This is a genomic window from Pedobacter sp. V48 (assembly GCF_000523515.1).
Classification (GTDB): domain Bacteria; phylum Bacteroidota; class Bacteroidia; order Sphingobacteriales; family Sphingobacteriaceae; genus Pedobacter.
The window spans coordinates 63,240-79,652 of the sequence record NZ_AWRU01000033.1; the positions used below are offsets into that span (position 1 = coordinate 63,240).

General features: G+C 38.2%; 11 protein-coding genes and 1 pseudogene. 11 read left to right on the forward strand and 1 reads right to left on the reverse strand.

The features are described 5' to 3' along the window. The first annotated feature begins 4 nt into the window (after nt 1-4). From N824_RS24630 to N824_RS24645, 4 genes and pseudogenes are all read left to right on the forward strand, one after another. Nucleotides 5-973, forward strand: coding sequence for an NAD-dependent epimerase/dehydratase family protein (locus N824_RS24630; protein ID WP_048907912.1), 969 nt, complete (start codon nt 5-7; stop codon nt 971-973). A 1-nt stretch (nt 974) separates the two neighbouring features. Further along, nucleotides 975-2,273 carry an HAD-IB family phosphatase gene (locus N824_RS24635; protein WP_048907780.1) on the forward strand — a complete coding sequence of 433 codons (1,299 nt, stop codon included), beginning with the start codon at nt 975-977 and terminating at the stop codon, nt 2,271-2,273. Nucleotide 2,274: 1 nt separating this feature from the next. Continuing rightward, nucleotides 2,275-3,240, forward strand: coding sequence for a tryptophan 2,3-dioxygenase family protein (locus tag N824_RS24640; RefSeq protein ID WP_048907781.1), 966 nt, complete (start codon nt 2,275-2,277; stop codon nt 3,238-3,240). 256 nt (nt 3,241-3,496) lie between these two features. Beyond that, nucleotides 3,497-4,393, forward strand: a pseudogene (locus N824_RS24645) (branched-chain amino acid aminotransferase). Nucleotides 4,394-4,473: 80 nt separating this feature from the next. Here the strand turns inward: N824_RS24645 and N824_RS24650 are convergent. Further along, nucleotides 4,474-5,397 carry a class I SAM-dependent methyltransferase gene (locus N824_RS24650; RefSeq protein ID WP_235207285.1) on the reverse strand — a complete coding sequence of 308 codons (924 nt, stop codon included), beginning with the start codon at nt 5,395-5,397 and terminating at the stop codon, nt 4,474-4,476. A gap of 129 nt (nt 5,398-5,526) precedes the next feature. Here N824_RS24650 and N824_RS24655 point away from each other — a divergent pair, with 129 nt between their 5' ends. From N824_RS24655 to N824_RS24685, 7 genes are all read left to right on the forward strand, one after another. Continuing rightward, nucleotides 5,527-6,114: an RNA polymerase sigma factor gene (locus N824_RS24655; RefSeq protein ID WP_048907782.1), complete on the forward strand. Its 588-nt coding sequence runs from the start codon at nt 5,527-5,529 to the stop codon at nt 6,112-6,114. After that, nucleotides 6,111-7,409, forward strand: coding sequence for a hypothetical protein (locus tag N824_RS24660; protein ID WP_048907783.1), 1,299 nt, complete (start codon nt 6,111-6,113; stop codon nt 7,407-7,409). The genes N824_RS24655 and N824_RS24660 overlap by 4 nt, the downstream gene beginning before the upstream one ends. A 79-nt stretch (nt 7,410-7,488) precedes the next feature. Beyond that, nucleotides 7,489-9,606 (forward strand): DPP IV N-terminal domain-containing protein, encoded by a 2,118-nt coding sequence (locus N824_RS24665; RefSeq protein WP_048907784.1) that lies wholly within the window; start codon nt 7,489-7,491, stop codon nt 9,604-9,606. A 25-nt stretch (nt 9,607-9,631) separates the two neighbouring features. Further along, nucleotides 9,632-10,438 (forward strand): family 16 glycosylhydrolase, encoded by an 807-nt coding sequence (locus N824_RS24670; RefSeq protein WP_048907785.1) that lies wholly within the window; start codon nt 9,632-9,634, stop codon nt 10,436-10,438. Nucleotides 10,439-10,507: 69 nt separating this feature from the next. After that, nucleotides 10,508-12,097: a tetratricopeptide repeat protein gene (locus N824_RS24675; protein ID WP_048907786.1), complete on the forward strand. Its 1,590-nt coding sequence runs from the start codon at nt 10,508-10,510 to the stop codon at nt 12,095-12,097. 259 nt (nt 12,098-12,356) lie between these two features. Continuing rightward, nucleotides 12,357-15,122, forward strand: coding sequence for a TonB-dependent receptor (locus tag N824_RS24680; protein WP_048907787.1), 2,766 nt, complete (start codon nt 12,357-12,359; stop codon nt 15,120-15,122). Nucleotides 15,123-15,152: 30 nt separating this feature from the next. Further along, nucleotides 15,153-16,406 (forward strand): hypothetical protein, encoded by a 1,254-nt coding sequence (locus tag N824_RS24685; RefSeq protein ID WP_048907788.1) that lies wholly within the window; start codon nt 15,153-15,155, stop codon nt 16,404-16,406. The last annotated feature ends 7 nt before the right edge of the window (nt 16,407-16,413 follow it).

Sequence of the window (16,413 nt, forward strand, 5' to 3'; positions counted from 1 at the left end):
TGAAATGATATTAGTTACCGGCGCCACTGGATTTTTAGGAGCAGAATTAATAAATCAATTAACTGAGTCGGGTGTAAAGGTAAAAGCATTAAAACGCGGGCACTCTGTTATACCCCAATCAATAAGCAACAACGCTGATATTGAGTGGTTTGTCGCGGACATAAATGACATTTCTTCACTTGAGGATGCCTTTGAAGGTGTTGATCAGGTCTACCACTGCGCAGCTTTGGTATCTTTTAATCCCAAAGATAAAGCCCAATTGCTAAGGGTTAATATAGAAGGCACCAGCAACATTGTTAACCTTTGTGCAGAAAATAGCGTAAGATTAGTTCATGTGAGTTCTGTTGCCGCCTTAGGAAATGCAAAAAAAGGCGAACTGATTACCGAAAAAGATTTTTGGGAATATGATTCAAAAGCACATTCATACGCCATTTCTAAATACGAAGGTGAAATGGAAGTTTGGCGTGGAATAGCGGAGGGATTAGATGCGGTAATTGTAAATCCATCAGTAATTATTGGTGCCCGAGCAGGTTTTGAAGGTAGTGGGGCAATATTTAAGCTGGTAAAAGATGGCCTTTCTTATTATACCAGAGGTGCAACAGGAATTGTGGATGTTTATGATGTGGCAAAAAGCATGATTGCTTTAATGAACAGCAAAGAAAGCGGCGAGCGTTACACCATATCCTCAGAAAACTATCATTACCAGCAGTTTTTTGGAGAAATTGCACAGGGTTTTAAAGTAAAAGCACCCGCCAAAGAAGCAAAACCATGGATGCTGGGCGTTGCATGGAGAGCAGCAAAACTGGCATCTCTGTTTACAGGAAAACCCGCGGCATTAACAAGCGACGCAGCAAGAAGCAGCTTAAATGAAAGCTTATATAGTAACGAAAAAATAAAGCATACAATCGGAATACAATTTAAACCACTTAGGCAAAGCATTGAAGAAGTTTGCGAAGGGTTAAAGAATAACTAAAATGAAGCAAAAAAATATTTACATTATTGATTTTGACAGCACCTTTACTCAGGTAGAGGCTTTAGATGAGCTGGCCCGTATCTCTCTTAAAAAGCATCCTGAGAAAGACGCCATCTTTCAGAAGATTGAAGATTACACCAACCTTGCGATGGAAGGAAAACTTTCCTTTGGTGAAAGTTTGGCTCAAAGGGTAAAGCTTCTTGAGGCTAATGAAGATCATTTGAAACAACTGATTACGCATTTAAAGAAAAAAGTTTCTGCCTCTTTTTCGCGTAATGCCGAATTCTTTAAAAAACATGCAGATGAAGTTTTGATTGTTTCTGGCGGTTTTAAAGAATTTATTACTCCGGTAGTAAGCAAGTTCCACATTAAAAAAGAAAACATCTACGCCAATACATTTGTAACTACCGGCGATGGAAAGATAATTGATTACGACCACTCTAACCCTTTAAGCGAAGAAGGTGGCAAGGTTAAATTGATGCAACAACTAAACCTTGAAGGTGATCTTTACGGTATTGGCGATGGTTATTCTGATTTTCAGCTTCGCGAAAGTGGCCTGATCAAAAAATTCTATGCCTTTACTGAGAATATTTCCAGAGAAAGCATTGTTAAAAAGGCAGATCACATTACGCCAAGCTTTGATGAGTTCTTGTATGTAAACAATTTACCAAGAGCTATATCATATCCTAAAAACAGAATTTTGTGTCTGATTATTGGTGATGCAGACCCCATGAGCATCGAATTACTGAAAAAAGATGGTTTTTCTGTTCGCCATAAAACTACTTTCGAAGAGAAATATGTAGCTGATGTACACATGATGTTGTTGGCAGATGGCGAAAAGATTGAGCTTGAGAAATTAAAAAGAGCAGTTAAACTTAAAACCATTGGCTGCCTTGGCAGCACAAAAAACAAGATTGATATTGCTACCTGTACTGAACAAGGTGTTGTCGTTTTTGAAGACCCAAAGCACAACCCACGTAATATCGATTTCATTCCGAAAAGGATGATTGATTTTATGAATACTGGTACCAGCTACCTTAGCAGTAATTTCCCGAACCTGCAATTGCCAAGAATCGAGAAATCGCACAGGTTAATACACATTCATAAAAACGTACCGGGTATTATGGCTAAAATAAATACTGTTTTTGCCAAGCACGACATCAATATTGTGGGTCAGTTTTTGATGACTAATCCTGAAATTGGTTACGTGATTACAGATATAAATGCACAGTACGACAAGCAGTTGTTTAAATCGTTAAAAAAGATTGAGCACACCATAAAATTCAGAGTTTTATATTAGAATGGAACTTACCCCTCAGATAAAGGAAAAACTGGATAAACTGCAGGAAAAGTATGCGGCAATGGGTCAGGATATGTCTGCCTATTTGGACGGCTTGTTGTATGCTGATTTCTTAACTTATTGGGATTATATCCATCTGGATACTTTACTAAGCCTGCAAAACCCGAAAACGTCTTTTCCGGATGAAGAGATTTTTATTATGTACCATCAGATTACTGAGTTATATTTTAAACTTGCACTTCATGAATGTAAGCAGATAGCGGATAATCAGGAATTAATGGTACAGTTTTTTACCGATCGTGTAAAACGCATTAATGCTTATTTTAATGCATTGGTTACTTCGTTCGAGGTGATGGTGAACGGGATGGATAAAGATCAGTTCCTGAAGTTCAGAATGTCGCTGTTACCCGCCAGTGGTTTTCAATCAGGTCAATACCGAATGATAGAGATTTGTGCAACAGATTTTATCAGGCTGGTTGATAAAAGCAAAAGAGAAGAGCTTGCAGATAAAAGTATTGAAGAGCAATTTGAATTCATTTACTGGAAGTTTGGAGCGACGGAACTTTCAAGCGGTAAACAGACCCTTACATTAAAGCAATTTATAAACAAGTATGCTGCGCAGTTCTTGCAATTGGTAAAGGACAGGAAAGAGACTAATTTTTCGGCCTTATACCATAAACTGTTAAAAGAAGGGCATGATGTTTCTGCTTTAGCAGATGAGCTTAGAAAGCTTGATTTATATGTTAATGTAGAGTGGCCGTTGTCTCATTATAAATCTGCGGTCAGGTATTTGGAGAGAGATCCTGTAGATATTGCTGCTACTGGCGGAACCAACTGGCAGAAGTATTTACCCCCGCGTTTTCAGAAAAGAATTTTCTATCCTTTCCTTTGGACAGAAGAGCAAATGGAGGAATGGGGCAAGGGCTGGGTGCTTAGTGTACTGAAAACACTTAGAAATGAGGCATAAACATTGTCAAAATCCAAAATAATAAAGAATAAACAAGGCTTTTTTTATTAAATTTGCAGTAATAAAATACAAGTCAAAATGAACGAGACATTGGATATAACAGTAACCAAGANCTNGWKCANWYYWGAYTWRYAKTWWMWKAYTNNWWWYTYAATWANMWWWMGSMWWGKTNTWTTCNYKATYAYWNTNGWTTNTTGNASAATNSKWWAWTGSWGARTNNACGAAMMTRSWGRWATTACCTTACGGTCCGATTCTTATGAGCCCTGCAATTTCTGCCCTTCACTACGGACAGGCAATTTTTGAAGGTATGAAAGCTTATCGTTTAGCTGATGGGAAAGTCAGTGTTTTCAGAGCAGAAAAAAACTTTGAGCGTTTCAACAAATCAGCAACACGTATGGCTATGCCAAGCATTCCTGAGGATATCTTTATGCAGGGAATTGCAGCGCTGATTGAGATTGATAACAAATGGGTCCCTAATCAGGATGGTTATTCTTTATACATTCGTCCGGTGATGTTTGCTACAGATCCTTATTTAGGTGTTAAAGCATCTGACAAGTATACTTTTGCTTTATTAACTACACCAACAGGTCCGTATTACAGCAAAGCTTTAAAAGTTAAAATTGAAACTGAATATACGCGTGCAGATGAAGGTGGTGTTGGTTATGCCAAAACCGCTGGCAATTATGCTCGTTCTTTATATCCATTTGCAGAAGCTCAAAAAGAAGGCTTTGATCAGTTAATCTGGACAGATGCTGTTTCTCATGAGTTTATTGAAGAAGCAGGGACAGCTAATTTGATCTTCGTAATTRATNNCANRKWGSTAANKCCKTNNCKGNTAWSAWKCAMTGTTTTAGATGGTGTGACTCGTGATACAATTATCAAACTTGCAAAAAAAGCAGGCATTGAAGTTGAAGAAAGACGCGTTAGTGTAAAAGAAGTAATAGAAGGAATTGAAAACGGCAGATTAACTGATGCTTTTGCAGCAGGAACTGCAGCAACGGTAACTCCAATTGGAGAAATCGGATACCAAGGCCAGGTTTATAAGTTAACCGATCCTTCAACACGTACAGTTTCTGCAGGCATTGCTAAAACATTGAATGATATCCGTTACGGATTAGCTCCTGATGAATTCGGTTGGAACTGGATTGTGTAATTGAAGGTTATTACTTTTTTAAAATTATATAGCGCCCTTTTTAAGGGCGCTTTTTTTGCAATGGTCTTTTATACAATCTGTCAGGTCAAGTATGGGTTTTTTGGAATATAAACCAATTGATAGTCACTATTCTCTAGCTCCACCAAAAGCATTTCATCAGGAGTTTCTTTAAAAACAATAGCAGATAAGACCTGGCTTGGAATAAGCCTAACTTTAACAAGTACATCGAGCAGCTTCTTCTTTAAATACACCTTCAGGAACTTAGGGTTACGTAACGTACATTCTACCTCATCTGCACCCTTAAAGTAAAAATTGGGATTGATCTTCTTAAACGCTACCAGTGGCAAGTTAAGTCCCGCGGCAAATTTCTCAATTTCACGTTCTGATATTTTATATACAAAATTCCCTACGGGTTCGTAAGAAAATCTATTTTTCCAAAGGAGATTTGTAAAATTATTTTTAACCGCAGATAATATATTCAAAAAGAAAAGCAGTCCTGCCATTTTAGAAACAGGATCTTGTGGCTCCATCACTACAATGCCCTTTTTTGCGACCCTGATCATTTCATATACGGCCGCATATGGTCGTGGGAAATGGTGATATGCTTCTTTACAAAGTAAGTAATCAAACTGATCATCATCATAAGACAATTGCTCTGCATTTTGCGAACTGAAGCTATCAATTACACCTTCCTTTTGAGCGATCTTCAGAAAATCGGTATTCAGATCAGAGGCGGTGGCATGGTTATTTTTTTCAAGTATATATTGCGCATCAAAGCCGTATGCATCTCCTATGGTAAGCCATGTTTGATCTATATTTTTCAGCAATGGATTTAAGCATATAAAAAATATATTCTGGAGCCATAGACTTAGATTATTTTTCTGCAGCGCATCAGTATTCTTTTTTAGATAATCAAGTTTGGATTGTTCTGTGGGGAATTGCAGATTATACCATCCCTGGTGTCTTTCGTAACTTTCTTTATTAAACATTTGCTGTACCTCCATAGAAAGATTACGCCTTTAGAAGATAAAACGCTGGGAGAAAAATTTATTTATTATTTACCCAACGTTTGGCTCTTGAGACACGTTATACCTATAAGAAACTTATGTATATTCGACCTCTTAACCATTTAAATGAGCTCTTCCGCTAAAAAAACCATAAAGCTCGTAAAAGGTTGTGTGGCCAATGAACGCTCAGCGCAGGAAGGCTTGTATAAGCAATTTTATGCGGATATGTTGCGGCTGTGCATCAGGTATCTAAAAACAAATGATCTTGCAAAAGAGGCACTAAACCAGGGATTCTTAAAAGTATTTCAGAACATTAACTCATTTAGTGATGAGAAAGGAGAATTAGGTGCATGGATAGGGACAATCATGATCAGAACATGTATAGACCTAAGTAGAAAGGAACTCAAGTTTATAACAGACATAGATGAAGCTGCGATTGCTGAAAATATATTTGTTTCACCTGCAGTATTAGATAAATTATATGCAGAAGACTTAATTTCTATGATTAGGCTACTTCCCGATGCTACTCAGTTGGTTTTCAATTTATCAGTAATAGACGGCTATACCCACAAAGAGATTAGCGAACAATTAAATATTTCAGAAAGCACCTCCAGGTGGCATTTATCTGAAGGAAAAAAACAATTAAGAGGTTTACTTGCGCCCAAGGGAACAGGTAATGACTATCCAACTGAATCTAATAACGGAATAAGATGAAAAATTCAGTATGGCACTATAAATTTTGGAAGAAAAAGCTCAATGAGCTTCCTGTAGATGTAGATCTGAACACGGCATGGTCTGAAATGCAATCTATATTAGATAAAGACCTGCCTCTGGCTGACTTTCCTAAAGGCAGGACTCCGGTAAAAACATTTACCGGTAAAATAGTTTCTATGTTGGGCTATATACTACCTGTGGCTGCGATGATCGTTGGAATAACTTATTTTACAATAAAGTCTTCGAAAAAGGAGAAACCATCAATTACAAAGCACATTAATAAGAATTCATTATTAAAAGTGCCAGATACATTAATGGATTCTGACAGTGTAAAAGATATTCTATCGTCTAATGTGACGAATAGTGCCAACACTAATCAAGCCATTGCATATACTACTTCCAATGGAATAGATACTGATGAAGATCCGATATCATCCCAGATCAGTTCCAACAACCCCGATAACACTGAAATTATCAAAACATTACCTGATCTTTCAAATCAGCAACTTTCCCGCTCAACTGATCGTGGAGAAATTTATTCCAATGCTCCAGGATCTACTATTCAAAATACAGGATTTTTTACTCTGAATACTCGGATGGCCAGTTTGAGCGCTTACAAAAAATGGAATGAAAAAGAAGAGACCCCATATAAAAAGACCGGCAGCAGGAAAAGCGTAAAGATTAAACAGCGACGGGAAATTTATACCCCTAAATACAATTATAGCGTTGAAGCGGGACTTAACGTTTATAAGTCGAACCAGAATATTTTCCTTGGTGCAAATGCTACTTATGCAATAAATAAACGCTTATTACTCAATACAGGGCTTAGACTCAGTTTCGCTAATGCATTGGAGGGGAGCTATACACACCCAAATTACAATCTAAAGGACTCGGCTTCAAAAGAGAATTTAATAATACTAGACCAAAGGAAATTAACAACGGCAGACATCCCTTTGGGATTAGAATATAAAATATCAAATAGAATTAGCATAAAGGCTGGTCCTGTTATTAGCTTACTATTAAGTAAGGGAATAGAAGGCAGCAAATTAAGTACGGTTAAAAATCCATTGGATACAATTTTCAACAGCAAAAAAATTAACGATGCACTTAGCCGTTCTACTATAAACAAGCTTAACATCGGTTTCTCGGGTGGATTAAACATTCGTTTGAAACAATTCAACATTGAAGCGGGCTATAGACAAAACCTAAAGCCTTATAAAGTGAGTAGTGATTTAGGTTCTTACAAAAAAGAGTTTAGAACATTCCAAATTGGGATAGGATACAACTTTAAATAGAAGATTTTTCGTAAAGTACTTATACTTTAGTAATTTCCGCGGCGCTAAGGCGCGTTATAGAAATCACAGTATCTCCAGCATGAAAAAAATACTACTTACTTGTTTAGCGATGTCATTATTTATTATCAAATCAGAGGCTCAGCTCAAAAAACTTTCACAACAGCAAATCTTTGGTGGCCAGCCCTCGCTTACTAAATCTATTAACATAGTAAACGGATGGAGTGATGATAACCATTACATTGAGATGGACACCAAGGATCATAACTTATATGCAGTAGATGTTAAATCGGGCCAAAGAACGCCCTATACTCCACCGCCAAAAAGTAACGTAAATCTATCTGTTAAAAACAATGATGTTTACATACAATACGGTCAGGATGAAGCAAAACGCTTAACCAATGATAAAGACGAGGAGAAGAATCCTACACTATCACCTGATGGGAAGCATGTAGCATTTACCCGAAATAATGATCTGTATTCAGTTGATGTTGAAACAGGGAAAGAGATCAGATATACAAATGACGGAACTGACGTAATTTATAATGGTTGGTCGTCATGGGTGTATTACGAGGAAATTCTTGGCAGATTTACCAACTACAAAGCTTTCTGGTGGTCGCCTGATAGTAAGAATATTGCATTTATGCGTTTTGACGATACTAAGGTCCCTATGTTTCCAATTAATGGATCAACCGGTCAACATGGATATACCGAAAAAACACGTTATCCAAAGGCTGGTGACCCTAATCCGGAAGTAAAAGTAGGATTTGTCCCAGTAATCGGAGGTTCTATTGTATGGGCCGACTTTAACGAAAAAGATGATCAGTACTTTGGCACGCCTTACTGGAGTTTTGATGGCAGGAATTTAATGGTACAATGGATGAACCGTGGACAGGATAACTTAAAATTTTATTCAGTAAACCCTACCAATGGTTCTAAAAAAGAAATCTACGACGAGAAACAGTCTTCTTGGGTAGATTTAGATTACGATGGGCGTATAGAATATCTTGAAGATAAAAAACACTATATCCTTAAAAGTGATAAAACAGGATGGGCACATTTTTATTTGTACACGTTAGATGGCAAACTGGTAAATCCACTAACCAGCGGCAAATGGCAGGTTACTAATCTTGTTCATGTGGATGAGAAAAATAAGGTTGTTTACTTTATGGCTCGTAAAGAAGCGTCTACAAGAACAGATTTTTATAGTGTAAGCTATAATGGCAAGAACTTAAAACGATTGTCATTTGGGGATTATTCTCATCAGGTAATGATGTCGCCCAATGGTTCTTATTTCATTACCTCTTATTCCAATGTTTCTACCCCTACTAAAAGAACATTATTAAACAATAAAGGGAAGATCATTAAAGAACTTGGCGATACTAAATCTGATGATTTTGCCCAGTTCAACTATGGTAAAACAGAGATGATTACCATCCCTACTGACGATGGCTATAATTTACCAGCTGTAATAACCTACCCTACTGATTTTGATCAGAATAAAAAGTATCCGGTAGTGATGAGTATATATGGCGGGCCAAATGCAGGTAATGTAACCAATACCTGGAAAGGAATTGGCGGACAATGGTGGGCAAATGAAGGGATTATACAGATTTCTGTAGATCACCGCGCATCAGGACAATTTGGTAAAGAGGGTGTTGCCCTAATGCACCGCAACCTGGGTAAATGGGAAATGCAGGATTATACAACTGCTGCAAGATGGTTAAAAGCCAAATCTTGGGTTGATAATAAGAAACTACTGATTACAGGTCATAGCTATGGTGGTTACATGACTTGCCTTGCCCTGACTAAGGGAGCTGACGATTTTGATTTCGGATACGCGGGAGCGCCCGTTACCAGCTGGGAGCTTTACGATTCTCATTATACGGAGCGTTTTATGGATACGCCTAAAGAAAACCCTGAGGGTTACAAAAATGGTTCTGTTTTAACCTATGTAAACAACTATAAAGGATTATTGAGGATTATGCATGGCGATATGGATGACAATGTTCACATGCAGAATACGATACAACTTATAGATAAGCTTCAAAATGCGAATAAACATTTTGAGTTGATGATCTATCCGGGTGGAAGACATGGATGGGGAGGTGTAAAATCTGCTCATGATAAAGCTGAGCGTTTCCGCTTTTACTATCAAAACCTATTGAACAAGCCTGTACCAGAAGAGTTACTTAAATAGCGCTAAATATTTATCACCTTTAGTTATGAAAACGTTTAACTGTTTAATTGGAGCATTGCTAATGTCTGCCTTTTCTGGTATGGCTCAAACTAAATCTATGCCTATGGAAAAAGGCAGGACCTTAATATGGAGTGATGAATTCAACTATAAAGGTCTGCCCGATTCTACAAAATGGGACTATGAGGAAGGCTTTGTAAGAAACCGGGAGAAACAGTTCTATACACGTGCCAGATTAAAAAATTGCTATGTTAAACGTGGCAAGCTTGTGATTAAATCATTAAAGGAAAAATATAAGGATGCCGATTATACTTCGGCGAGTATTAACACACTTGGAAAACAGCATTTCGATGGAAACATTCGTGTTGAAATAAGGGCAAAGATCCCATCAGGAAAGGGCATATGGCCTGCCCTTTGGATGATGGGATCAAATATAAAGCAGGTGGGCTGGCCTAAATGTGTAGAGTTTGATATTATGGAGTTTGTAGGTCATACGCCTTCAACTATTCACGGAACCCTCCATTGGGCAGACAGCGGATTGAAAGATCTTAATGGCCATAAAAGCGGCGGCGCCAATGTAAAGATGGATGATGTTCATAAAAAATACCATGTTTATGGTTTGGAGCGCAAGGGTGATAGTGTAAAGGTTTTTATAGACGACAACTATTATTTTAGTATGTCGGCCCCGGTAACAGCGTACAAAGATTCGTTTACCTCTCCACTATATCTTTTGATGAACACCGCCATTGGTGGCGAATGGGGCGGAGATATTGATGATTCTATATTCGCTCAAAAGTTCTATGTGGATTATGTGCGCGTTTACAAATTAGATTAAGATTATGCCTTAAGATGGCGCCTCTTTAATTTAACATTAGCTTAATACTGTATGTTTTACTTTTAAAGGGTGAAGAAACTTACCTTAAATAGTATAACAATAGGTTTAATTCTGTTTTGTTTTTCAATACCTGCTTTTGCGGTTTATAATCAGGGAAAAAATGATATAGACACACTGATTAAGAAGGACCCCAACTCTGCGTTTATAAAAATAAAGGGGTTATTAAATACAGTATTAAAACAGAATGACCTGATCTCTGCTGCAAAATATTATCAATATTTTGGAGAGATCTTTTATCATCAGGCAGCCTATTCGCAGGCAGTAAATTATTTTTACAAGGCAGACCGCATATTCAGAAACCATAATGATCAGGCTAATCTGGCCGAAAACCTGAATAAAATAGGGGATGCTTATTACTACAGCAGGCAATATAGAACAGCGCTGACTAAATTTCAGGAGGCTTTAAATATCTATATAAAGATAGGCAACCGGGCAGGTATGGCAGAATGTTATGGACTTATTGGTCAGACCTATGAGAAAAGCAGTAAGTACGAAAGTGCAATGAAATATCAGCAGCTGGCACTTACTGCCTATAAAAAGGAAAAGAATCAAACCGGCATTGCAAAGATCTATGAAAACCTTGGTAGTATTTATGAAGACAAACTACATCTTGATTCTGCCCTCAAGTACTATTCATTGTCTCTAAAACTAAACGAAGCAGCGGCAAATGATCTTGCCAAGATAGAAATTGTAAACAACATCGGTGACGTTTACAGGAAAACAGGCAGGTACCCTGAAGCAATGGGTTATACGCGCAAAGCGGAACGTATGGCCTTAACCATGAATGATCAATATCAGCTTAGCAGTGCCTACAGGGACCTATCGAAAACATTTGATCTTATTAAAAAGTACGATAGCGCCTATCACTACAGTGAACTAAGCCGCAATATCTTCCTGAAGATCTATACGGCTGATAATACCAAACAGCTGGCCTTATTACAAACCTTATTTGAAATACAACAAAAGGATGATGCAATTGTAAGGTTTGAAACTGAGAGGAAGGCAAATCAATATATCATTGCTGCAGTGATCCTGATCATCCTCTTACTGATTTTACTGGGTATAAGTACTATTAGCCGCCAACGTCTGAAACTTCGAAACGAACAGAAGCTTAACGAGCAGAACAATATGCTTTATGAAATCCAGAAGAATGCCATTAAAGCCGAGCTGGAACTTAAAAGCAAGGAACTGACCAGCAATACGCTCCATGTAATTCAAAGCAATCAGTTTCTGGAAGAACTAAAGGAAGAAATCTCTGATATGATAAAGGATGAAAAAAGAGATCAGAAGAGACAATTACAGCAAGTGATGCAGAAGATAAATCAAAACATTAATCATGACAGGCATTGGAAAGAATTCTCTACTTTATTTGAACAAATTCACCAGGCCTTTTTTGACAATCTGAAAAAACATAGCGATGATTTAACAGCAAATGACATCCGTTTAGTAGCCCTTATAAAGATGAATTTAAGCTCAAAAGATATGGCTGTTATTTTTGGTATTTCCCAGGATAGTTTGCGTGTTGCACGTTACCGTTTACGTAAAAAACTGAATATTCCACAAGGAGAAAACCTGAGTTCTTTTATACAGACACTATAACAAAAACCATGCTTTCCGAAGACTTAACAAACTGTTAACATAACGCTAACTAAATGATAATGGCGATTTCGGTTACAAGCAAAAAGTTGACAATCAGTAATTTAACTAAATACTGTTCACGCTGTATCCGTTCTGTATACATCATTTGTAACGCTGTATACATTTTGTACACGCCTCAATCATTAAACTCCATTACCTGGTTTGCACATTTGTCTCACGGTTTAAAAAACACAACCACCACAAACAAATTTTCAGGAAAATGAAGTCAATTTTACAAGTTCTTTTTTGCTTATTAATTGGTGTTGCCACGGCCAGTGCAACCAGTTTAAAAGGTTACGTTTTTGATCAGAAAACAGGTGAAGCTTTAGTAGGCGCATCAGTATATCTGGAAAATACTGACAAGGCTGTATTAACGGGATTAGATGGCTCGTTTGAGATCAAACATCCACCAGCAGGAAACTTCACATTAAAGGTATCTTATGTGATGTATAAGGTTTTATCTAAACAGATTACAATACTTAAAGAGGATAATCCAACCATCAGGATTTATCTGTCTGAAACGAAAGAGAAAGAACTAAGTGAGGTAGTTATTTCGGCAAAAAATGATGGCTCGGCAGAAAAAACTGCAAGACGCATCGAGCAAAAGTCTGCGCAGTTAATTAATGTCGTATCGGGCAAGGCGATGGAGATTTCTCCGGACTTGACTGTCGCAAATGTTATTCAACGTGTATCAGGGGTATCAGTAGAAAGGAGCAACAGTGGCGACGGGCAGTATGCTATTCTTAGGGGAATGGACAAAAGATACAACTACACGCTGGTTAATGGAATCAAAATACCGAGTCCGGATAATAAATACCGTTACGTGCCTTTGGACATTTTCCCTTCAGAACTTTTGGACAGGCTTGAAGTATATAAAACTTTGACTCCAAACCTTGAAAGCGACGCCATAGGTGGAGTGGTAAATATGGTAATGAAAGATGCGCCGCAAAAGCTACAGATCAATGCAAACCTTGCAGGCGGTTATAGTCAGCTATTTATAGATCGGGGCTTTAGCTCATTTGATGCCTCATCAGTTCATAGTAAATCACCATATGAGCTTAACGGGAAGGATTACAAAGCTACACAGGCAGACTTCCCAAGAGCTACTGCAGATTACAAATCGAGCCACCCAACTCCTAACCTAATAGGTGGTTTATCTATAGGGCAACGTTTTCTTGACAACAAGCTTGGGTTAATTATTGCAGGAAGCTATCAGAACACCTATCGTGGTAGCAACGGCACTTTTTATCGCTCGTCGGCAGCCAATGCATCAAATAAGTTTGCAACAATCACAAGCATGAATGAGCGCCAGTATTCGGAACAACAGAAACGCTATGGTTTTCATGGCAAACTGGATTACGCGTTCAACGGAAACAATAAGCTAAGCCTTTATAATGCCTATGTGGATCTGAATAACATCCAGGTTAGAGATGAAAAATCTACAGATTTCTCTACTGGATATGAACCCGCAACTGGAAAAGCACAGCTGGAATATGCTACACGATCGAGAGTAACAGAGCAACAGATCTACAACAGTACACTTCATGGAGATCACCAGATCATTCCAGATAAATTAAAGATCTCCTGGTCGGCCGTCTATTCGTCTGCCAAAAATGAAGTGCCAGATAACACCACCATTACCTTAAGTGGAAAACGCGAAAACTTTACTGACATTCGCACTGTTGCAAAAACAAACGGCACAACGCATCGCTGGGAGCGCAACACAGATGAAGACAAAGCTGGATATCTAGATATTAGCTATAAAGTTCCTGTTGGTGAACTGAAAGTAGAATTTTCTGCAGGAGGATTATACCGCGACAAGCAGCGCAGCAGTTTTTTTAATAACTACACTTTAACTCCGGTAAATACCGGAGCTAAATATGGGGTTGATTTTAATAATTATACTGAGATAGACTGGACAGTTCAAACACCTGGTGGAGCGGTAAACAATCCCCTTACTTATGATGCCTCGGAAAAACTTGCTGCTGGTTATGGGATGTTTAACATCAGTAAAGATGCAGTTGAGGTAATTGGAGGTTTACGCGTTGAACATACAAATCAGGGTTACACAATGCTGTTCCCTGCCGGAGAACTTCGCCCGAAGGGGAATCAGGTTTATACTGACTTTCTTCCATCTGTAAATGTGAAGTATAAACTGAGTGGAAAGCAACAGTTAAGGGCATCCTACTTCCGCTCTTTAAACCGTCCCGGGTTTTATGAACTTATTCCGGGAGGTGTGGTTCAGGATGACTACAAGGAAAAAGGAGATCCAGATCTTAAGCGCGCTATTGCTGATAACTTTGATTTGCGCTACGAACTATTTCCAAATAGTAATGATCAACTATTGGTTGGAACATTTTATAAAGCCATTAAAAACCCGATTGAATATAGCTTTCAGGCAGACCCTATCCGCCCTCAAGATACCTATTACCTACCGGGTAATTTCGGAACTGCAAGGAACTATGGTTTGGAAATTGACTACATCAAATTTATTAATCAGTTTGGTATAAAGGCGAACTATACCTATACCCATTCCAGAATTACAACGCCAAAGGATTTGTTAACCATAGACCCTGAAACCAATGATTCCAAAAAAATCACTGTGCTGCAATCGCGTCCACTTTACGGACAGTCGGAACATATCGCCAACCTATCCCTTATCTATAAAAACACCAAAAGTGGATGGGATGCCCAGGTTGCCGGCTCATATACAGGTCCGCGCATTAATACCGTATCACAGTTCCTTGATAATGACCTTTGGCAAAAGGGCTTTATCCAGATGGATGTATCGGCTGAGAAAAAATTCAAGAAAAACCTGAGCATATTTATAAAAGCAGGAAACCTGTTAAACACACCTTCGAAGCTATTTATTAAAGGTATTAATCCGGAAAATGCAGATACAGGGAATCAGTTTGATGGTAAAACATTGATCCGAAACGATTATTACGAGCAAACATATTTGTTAGGCTTGCGCTATAAATTATAAATCAATCTTATTTATTATAAAAGAGAAAAAATGAAAGCAAAACATTTGTTTATCTATCTGGTCATTATAACATCAGGTATTGCAGGATGCAAGAAGGCCAATATTGATGTGGATCCTGATACGGGAAATGGCACTGTTACCGGTGAGGTTTCGGGAATCTGGCTAAAAGGAAGTACACAATTCATTAAAGGCGACATTATTATTCCAGAGGGCAAATCCTTAACCATTGAAGAGGGTGTTACAATTGTAATGGATACTGTTGCAAAGCCGGAGATTATTGTAAAAGGAAATTTATATGCGCAGGGCACTGCAGATTTCCCAATAAAATTTACAGTTGCAGAGGAATTTAGAACTGAAGCAAAAAAATTTGGCAGACTTTGGGGAGGAATTCTTGCTGCACCAAGCTGCGAAGAGTTATTGCTTGATCATACGATAATAGAATATGCGGGTGCAACAACTTCTGATGCCTCAACTTCTGTGAAACAACATTTGTACAAGGCAGTAGCAGGTGAAAACTTGCCGGCACTTTGGTTTTCGAATGTAAATGGCAAACTGGTAGTAACCAACAGTATTTTTAGGAACCTGCAGGAAGACTGTACTTATATAGATGGTGGTAAAGTCATTTTTGCAAAGAATTCCTTTTACACTACTGGAGTTACTGGTGGTGAGGCCATCAATTTGAAATCTGGCTGTCTGGCTGATGTTGCTTACAATTTAGTTTACAGTACAAACACCAATGCGTTAAAGTTATCAAACAGTGGCGACCGCACACCGCAGGCTTACATTGTTGTTTATAACAATACGATGGTAAACACAGGATGGCGACGTCCTACAGCAAAGGGAGGATCTATCTGGGTAGAGGCAACGGTACGCGTAAGTGTCTATAACAATATGTTTGCAAATACTCGTTTTGGAATTAAAAGAGATACCAAAAAGCCAGAGGACGATAGGTCTGTATTCGGGAATAATTACTATTATGGATTTAACCAGGTTACTGTAGATCAGTTCCAACCAACAAAAGAGATCATTGCAGGGACAAATGACATCATCGGCAAAACAGCCGGTGATAATGATCCTATGTTCCTAAATTACCCATTGAACACTCCGGTTGATAATGCAGCTTTTAATAACACATGGGATTTCCATTTAAAACCAGGCTCTCCGGCGCTTGGAAAAGGTACAACAAACTTTACCAGACATTATGCTTCGGGACTGGTTTTGAATGGGGTGACCTATAAATCACCAGACCCATCTGGCTACATTGGTGCATATGGCACAAACTAGTTTAATT

Coding starts and splice junctions, on each gene's coding strand:
- N824_RS24640 (WP_048907781.1), top strand. CDS start 2,275: ATGGAACTTACCCCTCAGATAAAGGAAAAACTGGATAAACTGCAGGAA.
- N824_RS24630 (WP_048907912.1), top strand. CDS start 5: ATGATATTAGTTACCGGCGCCACTGGATTTTTAGGAGCAGAATTAATA.
- N824_RS24680 (WP_048907787.1), top strand. CDS start 12,357: ATGAAGTCAATTTTACAAGTTCTTTTTTGCTTATTAATTGGTGTTGCC.
- N824_RS24660 (WP_048907783.1), top strand. CDS start 6,111: ATGAAAAATTCAGTATGGCACTATAAATTTTGGAAGAAAAAGCTCAAT.
- N824_RS24665 (WP_048907784.1), top strand. CDS start 7,489: ATGAAAAAAATACTACTTACTTGTTTAGCGATGTCATTATTTATTATC.
- N824_RS24650 (WP_235207285.1), bottom strand. CDS start 5,397: ATGGAGGTACAGCAAATGTTTAATAAAGAAAGTTACGAAAGACACCAG.
- N824_RS24655 (WP_048907782.1), top strand. CDS start 5,527: ATGAGCTCTTCCGCTAAAAAAACCATAAAGCTCGTAAAAGGTTGTGTG.
- N824_RS24670 (WP_048907785.1), top strand. CDS start 9,632: ATGAAAACGTTTAACTGTTTAATTGGAGCATTGCTAATGTCTGCCTTT.
- N824_RS24685 (WP_048907788.1), top strand. CDS start 15,153: ATGAAAGCAAAACATTTGTTTATCTATCTGGTCATTATAACATCAGGT.
- N824_RS24635 (WP_048907780.1), top strand. CDS start 975: ATGAAGCAAAAAAATATTTACATTATTGATTTTGACAGCACCTTTACT.